Consider the following 9,882-nt stretch of genomic DNA (forward strand, 5'->3'; position numbering starts at 1 on the left):
AGGGAGCAGGGAGCAGGGAGAAGGGAGCAGGGAGCAGGGAGCAGGGAGCAGGGAGCAGGGCTAATAGTATGGGAAGTGTGGGAAGTGTGAAAAAATCTTTTGCACCTCACTCGTACTGATAATTGCTATAGTGAGTATTATCTGTTTGTTTTATAATTTTATAAGCAATAAAATTGGTTGATTAAAAAAATCTTCAAAATCTATAATTATTAAACACAAAGCATCTACCTGATTAAGCCAAATAGTTTAATCAAAAATAAAACAATTAAACTGTATTTAGATAGTAATGTTAATTTTTAGGATTACTAGTGGTTAGACCAGCTCATAAACAAAAATAAATAAAAATTACCTATAGTTAGGTGTACATCAATAACTACAGGGCTATATTAATTAATAAAGAACTATTTCACGTAATTATGTGGCCATCCTGGCAATAATTTCAAAGGATAGGACTTACCCACTGAAACGAAAAATTAAGGGTTTAGCCCATAAGTCATTAATCGTAGGGTGGGCAGTGCTTACGAAGGCGGTTTGCAAGCTTCTAAATTTGTCTGCTGCACTGCCCACCATGAACCAAGCTTATGGAGTCATTAATCGTAGGGTGGGCAGTGCTTACCAACGCCCTTTACAAACTTCTGAATTTGTCTGCTGCACTGCCCACCATAAACCAAGCTTATTGAGTCATTAATCGTAGGGTGGGCAGTGCTTACGAAGGCGGTTTACAAGCTTCTAAATTTGTCTGCTGCACTGCCCACCATGAACTATTCCGAAGTTGAACACTGGTGACGGTTAACTGTCTTCAAGGTCACCAATATCCCGCTTTAGAGGTCGCTTGTAGGTAAAGGTGAAGGTATCACCACTCTCAATGACCTGGCGGATTTCGCTATACATGGGATAGTCACCCACTCCACTGACACTTGCCCAGCCCCGCGCCCTAGTTAATGCTACAAATAGCTGGTTACGCAAACTGACATCACTCTCGTTCCTCGCAACATTATCAACACCGACTACATACACCATATCGGCTTCATTACCCTTAGCACGGGGCACACGAGATATGGTTACCCCACCATCTTTCCAGAAGCGATCGCGATCAATGTGGGGCCATTGAGGTTTTAGTTCATTCAACTCCAATGCTGTGGGAATATAAATATCAATGTCTTGCTCCATCAAAACAACAGCGACATGATTTTCTAATTCAATTGCTTCAGAACTGGAGCCTAAAACTAGCACTAAGATTTCTTTACTGGCTTTCAGGTCATCATCAACCAGATTATGCATAATCTTATCGGCCAACGCACTCATTTCTTCCTGACGAGAGCCATAGGTTTCAAAGTCTAATACTGGTGTGCTCCACAATTCAGGAACTGGATTGGGGGAGTTTTCTTTTGGACGATGGATGGTGATTTGTTGACCGGGAATAAAGTTACCTTTGACTTCATAACCAATTTTTTCCCAATCCTCCTTTCTGGTAATTCCAGTTAGCATCCCCTCAGGACGTAGCAACCCCATTCCTAGCCCATGAGCAGCGGTGAGAATTGAGCCAGGAGTGCGGTAGCAGCGCCGCATAACTTCAGATTTTTTAATACCACCGGGGTATTGTGATCCTTGTGACAAAAGTCGGCTGAGATTTTCACCCAACAGTTCTTTTGTGGTAGGAATTTTTAAGGTATCTAGGCTTTGAGCTTCGTCATACGCCCAGATTAAGCGCCGTTGTTCTGGCTGTTCTGGGTCAACGGGTCGTAAGGCTTGATAAGCTAGCCAATAAATCGCTTGTTTGCCCTGGAATTTTAAATAATCTTCAGTAACTAAGTCTTGTCCTTCATCAATTAAAATGGCATCAAAGCAGGGTTCAATCTTGATTTCTTCCGATAGCCGTTTACAAAGTTCTGCTAAACCCCGATTGGGCTGTCTTTCCCGAGTATCCCCAGCGGATTTGGGTCTAGCACCATTTAACTGGCAAATTGTGCTGTACAAACCAGGCTGATCCTTAGCACCCCAAGCATGAAGCACTCGCAGTTTCTGATTAGTCTTGTGGTCATACTGGATATCACCATTGCTGAAACGACGCAGCCATCGATCCACTAACCCAATCATCAATTCGTAGAGGGTGCGACTAAAAAACACTAACCCAATCGTCCAGTCTGGGTGCTTCAAGTGCATATGAGCAGCTTTTTGGCATAGCAGCACTGTTTTTCCTGACCCTGCAATTCCCCGCAGCCGCTGAAACCCAGGAGGTATTTCTTTACCAATGTGTTCCTGCTGCCAATCTAATTCGTAGAGTTGTTGGGTGTAAGCGGCTACAACATTAGCGCGAGTTTTGCCTTCGGTAGAGACTAGGGTACGCGGAGGTTTACGGAAAATTGGTGCTCCGCTGATCACAGATAAGAGTAACTTCCACTGCTGATCATCTATGTCTTCCCCTGGTATCACTGATTCAGTTTCTTGAATACACTCTAGCAAGCTAACTTTACCCAGTTGGTCTTGGAAGATAATGGGAGGACAATCTGGCAGTTGGTCAAAACCGTGGTGTTGCCATTGTTCTTGAGTAATTAAAGGAAGAGCAATCATCGCCCTACCGGTAACTTTGCGCCAAATAGCAGGTTCGCGATCGCAAAAAGCGAGTATTGCTTTTAACTGATGTTCAGCTTGTTGGTAGGGATTTGGGTCAGCGGTGGAATAGTTTTGGAGTTGCCACTGATCACCATCAATAGTAATAATTTCATCAATAGTGATAGATTGGATTTTAATTACTACTAGACCAAGGTCTTGATCAGTAATAAAAATATCAGGCTCTTTAGAGATTTCCCCTACTTTAGCAAAAATAGGATAGCGCCAGTAGCCAATACAATTGCGTTCTGAAAATGCACTACGAGTGGCATCCCATACTTTTTGTTTTCCTGTCTCTTCACTTTCTGTAATCGGTTCAGTGGTAATAAATTTGCGACCCTGATCTGTATCGATAACCGACATTTGGGCTAATTTCCTCTGGTAAGATTTACATCGGTTTTAAGGTGAGGTACTTTCGGAGCAGGGAGCAGGGAGCAGGGAGCAGGGAACAGGGAACAGGGAACAGGGAACAGGGAACAGGGAACAGGGAACAGGAAAGAGGAACCGACCCCTACTCCCAAGCTCCCTAAAACCTAATACGAAAGTACTTCACCTAATTGAGAACTGCTATACTGCTTTATACAGTCCTAACCGTAGAGTTCCCAAATAGTTAGCTATGGAATACAGGGTGCATAGAATTCCAAGGAAACGAAAAATAAAAGGTTTAGCCAATCATACAGGATGATAAAAATTTCCAGAGCAAAAATAACTTATAAATTCTGTTGGAGGGTTGTAGTACTTAGTCCTATGCTACTACCGGCGGAATGTGGGTTATAGCGTTTATAGGACTCATGAGGTACACATTATTTGTTCCCTATTCCCTATGCCCTATTCCCTATGCCCTATGCCCTATTCCCTGCTCCCTGCTCCCTGCTCCCTGCTCCCTAAAACCCAGAGATTTGCACCTCATGAGTAGAATAATTGCTATATAATGTAAAGGGGTTAAGTAACAACAGGGGCGAAGAATAGCAATGAAGACAGCACTGATACTAGTAGATATTCAAAATGACTACTTTCCTGGTGGTTCTATGGAATTAGTGGGGATGAATTTAGCTAGTCAAAATTCTCAACATTTACTAGACCATTTTCGGTCAAACAAGTTGCCAACGTTTCACATACAGCACTTTTTTGAAACTGATTCTAATGCAGGCTTCTTTATCCGAGGCACTGAAGGAGTTGAAATCCATGAGAGTATTAAACCCCTTCCTGGTGAAACTGTAATCCCGAAAAATTATCCCAATAGCTTTCGGGAAACTACGTTGCTGGATCAACTCAAACAAGCTGACATTGAACAGCTAGTTATTTGCGGTGCCATGAGTCACATGTGTATTGATGCTACCACTCGCGCTGCTGCTGATTTGGGTTTTAAGTGTAAGGTAGTTCATGATGCCTGTGCTACTAGAGATCTGGTTTTTGGGAATCAGAAGATTATCGCTCAAGACGTACATGGGGCGTTTATGAATGCTTTGGGTTTTGCTTATGCTGATGTGATTAGCTTATCGGATTTTTCGTAGGAATTGATCCGAGATATAGCAATTATCTATGCCATAAGGTACAAAGCGATGCAGCGCGGTCATGGGGGGAACCCCCATGACCGCGCTGCATCAAGAAGAGATCCCCCTAAATCCCCCTTATCAAGGGGGACTTTGAGGTTGAGAAGCGTACCTCATAAATCCTATAAACGCTATAACAACCAGTGCGATTCGTTATTGAAGACTGATAACAATAAGATGAATTGTTTAATCACAAAACATCTTATTGTTATCAAGCACAATTAATTAGCAAATTAAATTTTATCATTGATTATTTGATTGATGACCCTAACCCTTAACCTACCACCAGAACCCGATTCCCTATTCCCTATACCCTATTTCCTCCGCACTCTCAACCAAATCAATAAACTCAGCTCGATACCCCTCTAAATCTACCCCTTCGGATTCCTTTGCTAATGTTAATGCTTGGTCAAAACTGGCTTTACCTTTGTAAGGAGAATCTCTTAACACCATACCAAAACTGGCAACGGCAGCGGAAAATTTAAAGTTATCGGAAGCATCGTTTAGCTTTACAGCTTTATCAACCAAGGGATAGGTGAGGAGTTGAGAGGTGTTACCGTCAGGCTCTTTGTAACGTAACTTGACCTGCATTAATTCTTTGGAATTAGTGGTTGACGCAGCATTGGATTGATATTTCAGAGGGTCAATATCTGGTAATTTGACCTTAGTTTTCGCTCCCACAGGAATAATTTCATACAGTGCCGTGACCGTATGCCCTGCTCCTAATTCTCCGGCATCTTTAGTATCATCATTAAAGTCTTCATCCTTCAGTCGCCGATTTTCATAACCAATCAAACGATACGCTTGGACTTTGGCAGGATTAAACTCTACTTGAATCTTGACATCTTTGGCAATAGTGAGTAGAGTGGCTCCGATTTCGTTAACCAGGACTTTCTTAGCTTCTAACTCGTTATCAATATAAGCATAATTGCCATTGCCTTTATTAGCAATTTTCTCCATCTTTGAGTCTTGTAAATTACCTGTACCAAATCCTAATACGGTCAGAAAAACTCCTTTTTTTCGCTTCTGTTCAATTAGTTTAACTAATTCGGTATCACTGGAAACTCCGACATTAAAGTCTCCGTCGGTTGCTAGAATAACTCGGTTATTTCCTGATTTAATAAAATTATCCTGGGCGAGTTTATAAGCCAGTTGAATTCCTGCTCCCCCAGCAGTAGACCCCCCGGCATTGAGATTCTCAATAGCTGTTAAGATTTTATCTTTATCGTTGCCTGGAGTAGGAGGTAAAACGACGCCAGCAGCGCCAGCATAGACGACAATACTGACCTGGTCTTCTTCTCTCAATTCATTGACCAGCATCCGAAAAGCATCTTTGAGCAGGGGAAGCTTATTGGGATTATTCATAGAACCAGAGACATCCAGCAAAAAGACTAGATTGCTGGGAGGCAAATCTTCAATTGCCATCTTTTCCCCCTGGATACCAATGTGAACTAATTTGTGAGTGGGATTCCAAGGAGCTTGGGAAATTTCTGTGGTAATCGAGAAAGGGCGATCGCTTTCTGGTTCGGGATAGTCGTAGTTAAAGTAGTTAATTAATTCTTCGATACGGATGGCATCAGTAGGGGGGAGTTGACCGTTATTAAGGAAACGACGAAGATTGCTGTAGGAGGCGGTATCAACATCAATCGCAAAGGTAGACAGGGGATTATGCTTTACTCTCTTAAAGGCATTCTCATCAATGGGACTATAGTTTTCTCTGTTGCTGACTTCTGGGATAGCTTGCTCTGCTGTCAGTAACGGCATCCGTTTGCTCGCAGGAATTGAGCTACTAGGAACTGATTTAAAGCGTGCATTTGGGCTATCGGAGAGTCGCCTTGGGGCTCGGGGTTTCAATCCTCTGTTAGGGATATTCTGATTAACGCTATCCGCCGACCTCCCGACCTCGGCTGATTGCATAGGTTCTAATTGGCGCTGTATTTGGTCAGATTCTACGTCTTGCGCTACAGGTAGATTAGAGCTTTTTTCTGATTGTTGGACTGATGGCTGATTGTGGCAAGCTGTTGTTAGCTGTGCCAAGATAGCAACCATTCCGGAAAGGAGGAATAGTCTCAGTAATTTGTTCATTTGATTGTCCCTCTGTATTGCTTATTACTAAGCTAATCGACAACAGAAGGCTGTTTGTTTGTGTTGCGGTTTCTGTAACGGTAATAGGCAAAAGGCAAGAGGCAAAAGGCAAGAGGCAATAGTGAGTCATGGTTTGGTGGGCAGTGCCTAGCAATCCTATGGTCAGCTAATGAATCTGGAAGAAATTACGCTGACCACTGACGGCTGAAGGCTGTATACTTACGTTAGGCTCTATATTAAATGGTATTTCCCAGGGTAAACGGATCTAATTTTGTTAATTCATATCTATAATGTTTTTACCATCAAATAAACACTATATGTATAAAATATATTGTCAACGATCGCCATAAGGCCAGGTTTATTGAAAACTCTCCTGGTTGATTGACAAGATGGGTTTATCCTATGATACTTTTAGAGATAGAGGAGTGGAAGCAAAGCTTAAGATATCTTATGCTTCCTGATCCAAAGCTACCTGTCCCCTTTCAATAAGAAAACTATGTCTTAAGCTGTACTTCTCTTCCTATCAAATTAGATAAACCATGGCTACTCGCCATAGTTTATACTGATGATGTACTTAACCCTTTTTATAGAACTTTTCTTAATTAGGAGGTACACATCATTTTTTTTCTGTTCGCTATTCCCTATTTTATTTGATAGGTTTCGGTGATCCGCTTTTCTGGTGATCCGCTATTTCCTGTTGCCTAAAATTCAGGATTATCTACCTCAAATCGTTTAAATCCACTGTTTAAAACCACTATAGAATCCCTAATTAAGGAAGTTGATCATGTCTACTAAAAGTTCTGCAATCTGGGGGTCTTCTTCCTTAGCAATTGCCATTTTTGCCCTATCGTCTTCACCAATTCTGACTCGCATAACAGAACATGATATGGGTCCTTATGGAACAATATTTAATCGGTTTTGGATTGCCAGCCTAGCGTTGGGCCTTGGCAAGGTGATCAAACTACTTTGGGATAAGCACAGCGGACGCTTATCTACTACTGATAGCACTGATAACACTGATAACAAGGCTTATACTGTCAAGGATTTTTTCTCCTTATTTCTTGTTGCTAGCTTAGATTCAATTTGCCTAGTGACGTGGGCTTGGTCTCTGACAAAAACAAGTGTTGCTAATTCTAATCTTCTCCACAACACCACTCCTATCTTTGCAGCTGTCGGCGGATGGTTACTGTTAAGCCAATCCTTTAATCGTCGCTTCCTAATCGGCATGGTTCTGGCTCTAGGAGGAACGTTCTTAATTGGTTTTAACGATTTTAATATCGATCGAGAGACATTGATAGGGGACAGCGTTGCATTACTATCTGCCCTTTTCTATGCGGCGACACTTTTGGTAACAGAGAATCTCCGAGTTAAATTTGACACAAGCACAATTTTACTATGGCTTTATACCTTGGGTGGCCTATTGTTGTTACCATTAACATTGCTATTTGAAGATAGACTATTTCCTGCTTCCTTTTCATCATGGTCTGCTGTTATTGGCCTAGGACTTTGTGGCTCTATCATTGGATTGGGTGCATTATTCTATAGTCTCAAACAATTTTCATCTAGCTTTGTGTCTCTAATTCTATTGCTGGAACCTATGATTGCAGCAGTCTTAGCCTGGCTAATTTTTGCAGAAAAATTGAGTTGGTTAAATGGCTTGACTTTTATAATCGTATTATCTGGGATTTATCTGGCTAAATCAGATGGAGAATTAGAGAATATTGGTTCTACTGAAGCTACTTAAGATGTAATAGCAAAGGGAACAGGGAACAGGGAACAGGGAACAGGGAACAAACATTCTCTCAATTGATTTAGGATTGCTAAAGCTATCAGCTAAAGGCCTTTGGCCACGCTACGCGAACAGCTATAAGCTAAAGGCCTTTGGCCACGCTACGCGAACAGCTATCAGCTTATGCTTACGTTAAGATGAATCGTCTGGTGGGCAGTGCCTAGCAAGACTATGGCCAAGCAAATGAATCTCTGTCAAGCACTGCCCACCCTACTTGAACTCACTGTTGCTAGCATGCCTATTGCCTATTGCCTATTGCCTCTTGCCTTAACTATTGCCTATTGCCTATTGCCTCTTGCCTTAACTATTCCCGATTCCCGATTCCCTGTTCCCGATTCCCGATTTCCTGTTCCCTCTTCTGTGCTTCTAATTCGCTACTTGCCCGCTCCCGTGCTTTGATAGCCTCTCGGTAGTTTGGCTGGTAGCGCACGGCTTTGTCATAAGCTGCGATCGCTTTTTTATACTGGTTGCGTTTAACTAATGCATTGCCTAGGCTATACCAGGCTTGGCTGTAGTCAGGTTTATAGTTAACTGCTTGTTGGTAAGATGCGATCGCATCCTTATAGCGTTCCAATTTATAGAAGGTATTGCCTCGACTGTACCAAGCTTGGTAAGGCTTGGATTGTAGTTTAATGGCTTTGTAGTAAGCTTCCAGGGCATCTTCATATCGCTGGACTTGATGGAGTGTCCAACCGCGACTGTACCAGGCTTGATAGGATTTAGGCTGGAGTTTAACCGCTTGATCAAAGGAGGCTAAGGCTTCTTGGTATTTCCCCAATTGATTTAAGGTATTGCCCCAGCTATACCAAGCTTGGTAGAAGTTGGGCTGGAATTGAACGGCTTGCTGATAAGACTTGGCTGCATCTTTATACTTTCGCAAATTGCTCAAGTCATTACCCCGCTGATACCAGGCTTCAGCGGAATTCGGTTTGTAGTCTAAGGCTCGGTCGTAGGATTGTACTGCTGCTTTATATCGGCGCAAATTATGTAATGCCCAGCCCCGTCGATACCAAGCTTGGTAAGAATCGGGTTTGAGTTTCAGGGCTTTGTCAAAGGATGCGATCGCATCAAAATAATTCTTGGACTTAACCTGAACATTACCAAGACTGATCCAAGCGTCCAGGTCATTGGGCTTGAGTTCCAGGGCGCTATTAAACGCCTTAATTGCTCCGTCATAACGCTCCAACTGCTCCAAAGTTTTACCCCTACCCTTCCAAGCTGCACTATAATCCGGCTCAATTTGAATGGCTTGGTCGTAAGCATTTAGAGCTTCTTCATAGTACTTCAGGGCAAACAAGGTCTTACCCTGACCTTGCCAAGCGGGAGCATATTCCCCTCGGATTTCTACAGCTCGATTATAAGCATCCAGAGCCTGTTCATAGCGCTTCAATTCTAAAAAGGTTTCGCCCTGGTTATACCAATCCGTAGCAGTTTCTTCATTGATAGCATTCACCATAAAAACCGTTGCTGCAAACCCCAATCCAATCACCCCGGTGTACAGTAACACTTGGTAGGGTTTTAGTCTGAATCGTCGGGGTTTCGGGAGCAGCGGTTGTATAGATGACGCAATTCCCAACATTAAGGTAGCGCCAGTTTTAGTAGTGTTAGGATTGGTGTTATTATTGCTATTTTTATTAGTAATTACAGTAGTTAGTGCTTGTAAGGCTAAGGTAGCTGATTGGTAACGCTCTCGGAAATCATAGCGCACCATTTTATCTAAAGTATCGGTTAATTCAGCACTTACTGATATCTGGTTATGCCAGCTAATTTCCCCTGTATCTGGGTGAAGGGGCAATTGGTGAGGACGTAAACCGGTTAAACCAACAATCCCGATCATCCCGACAG

At 42.5% G+C, this 9,882-nt stretch carries 8 protein-coding genes; 4 read left to right on the forward strand and 4 right to left on the reverse strand.

Annotated elements, in window-relative coordinates; translation table 11 throughout:
* Window positions 1-789: 789 nt before the first annotated feature.
* The gene (locus F6K52_RS25540; protein ID WP_293084730.1) at window positions 790-2,973 is read right to left on the reverse strand and encodes an ATP-binding domain-containing protein; all 2,184 of its coding nucleotides are present in this window, start codon (window positions 2,971-2,973) and stop codon (window positions 790-792) included.
* A gap of 5 nt (window positions 2,974-2,978) precedes the next feature.
* Window positions 2,979-3,131 carry a hypothetical protein gene (locus tag F6K52_RS25545; protein ID WP_293084733.1) on the reverse strand — a complete coding sequence of 51 codons (153 nt, stop codon included), beginning with the start codon at window positions 3,129-3,131 and terminating at the stop codon, window positions 2,979-2,981.
* 270 nt (window positions 3,132-3,401) lie between these two features.
* Here F6K52_RS25545 and F6K52_RS25550 point away from each other — a divergent pair, with 270 nt between their 5' ends.
* Window positions 3,402-3,542, forward strand: coding sequence for a hypothetical protein (locus F6K52_RS25550; RefSeq protein ID WP_293084736.1), 141 nt, complete (start codon window positions 3,402-3,404; stop codon window positions 3,540-3,542).
* A 39-nt stretch (window positions 3,543-3,581) separates the two neighbouring features.
* A complete protein-coding gene (locus F6K52_RS25555; RefSeq protein WP_293084739.1) occupies window positions 3,582-4,124 on the forward strand; it encodes a cysteine hydrolase family protein in 543 nt (180 codons plus the stop codon).
* A gap of 339 nt (window positions 4,125-4,463) precedes the next feature.
* Here F6K52_RS25555 and F6K52_RS25560 read toward each other — a convergent pair whose 3' ends face one another.
* Entirely contained in the window at window positions 4,464-6,248 is a 1,785-nt protein-coding gene (locus tag F6K52_RS25560) for a VWA domain-containing protein (RefSeq protein ID WP_293084742.1), read from the reverse strand.
* A 784-nt stretch (window positions 6,249-7,032) separates the two neighbouring features.
* Here F6K52_RS25560 and F6K52_RS25565 point away from each other — a divergent pair.
* Window positions 7,033-7,992 carry a DMT family transporter gene (locus tag F6K52_RS25565; protein WP_293084745.1) on the forward strand — a complete coding sequence of 320 codons (960 nt, stop codon included), beginning with the start codon at window positions 7,033-7,035 and terminating at the stop codon, window positions 7,990-7,992.
* A 216-nt stretch (window positions 7,993-8,208) separates the two neighbouring features.
* Window positions 8,209-8,436 carry a hypothetical protein gene (locus F6K52_RS25570; RefSeq protein ID WP_293084748.1) on the forward strand — a complete coding sequence of 76 codons (228 nt, stop codon included), beginning with the start codon at window positions 8,209-8,211 and terminating at the stop codon, window positions 8,434-8,436.
* Here F6K52_RS25570 and F6K52_RS25575 read toward each other — a convergent pair.
* Window positions 8,342-9,882 (reverse strand): tetratricopeptide repeat protein (locus F6K52_RS25575; protein WP_293084751.1); only part of this gene is annotated, 1,541 nt, incomplete at its 5' end. The two genes, F6K52_RS25570 and F6K52_RS25575, sit on opposite strands and share 95 nt — an antisense overlap.

This window comes from Moorena sp. SIO3H5, assembly GCF_010692395.1.
Lineage (GTDB): Bacteria > Cyanobacteriota > Cyanobacteriia > Cyanobacteriales > Coleofasciculaceae > Moorena.

What these genes read in the sequence shown, in the direction of transcription:
- F6K52_RS25540 (WP_293084730.1), bottom strand. Translation starts at nt 2,973, where the DNA reads ATGTCGGTTATCGATACAGATCAGGGTCGCAAATTTATTACCACTGAA.
- F6K52_RS25550 (WP_293084736.1), top strand. Translation starts at nt 3,402, where the DNA reads ATGAGGTACACATTATTTGTTCCCTATTCCCTATGCCCTATTCCCTAT.
- F6K52_RS25555 (WP_293084739.1), top strand. Translation starts at nt 3,582, where the DNA reads ATGAAGACAGCACTGATACTAGTAGATATTCAAAATGACTACTTTCCT.
- F6K52_RS25560 (WP_293084742.1), bottom strand. Translation starts at nt 6,248, where the DNA reads ATGAACAAATTACTGAGACTATTCCTCCTTTCCGGAATGGTTGCTATC.
- F6K52_RS25565 (WP_293084745.1), top strand. Translation starts at nt 7,033, where the DNA reads ATGTCTACTAAAAGTTCTGCAATCTGGGGGTCTTCTTCCTTAGCAATT.
- F6K52_RS25570 (WP_293084748.1), top strand. Translation starts at nt 8,209, where the DNA reads ATGGCCAAGCAAATGAATCTCTGTCAAGCACTGCCCACCCTACTTGAA.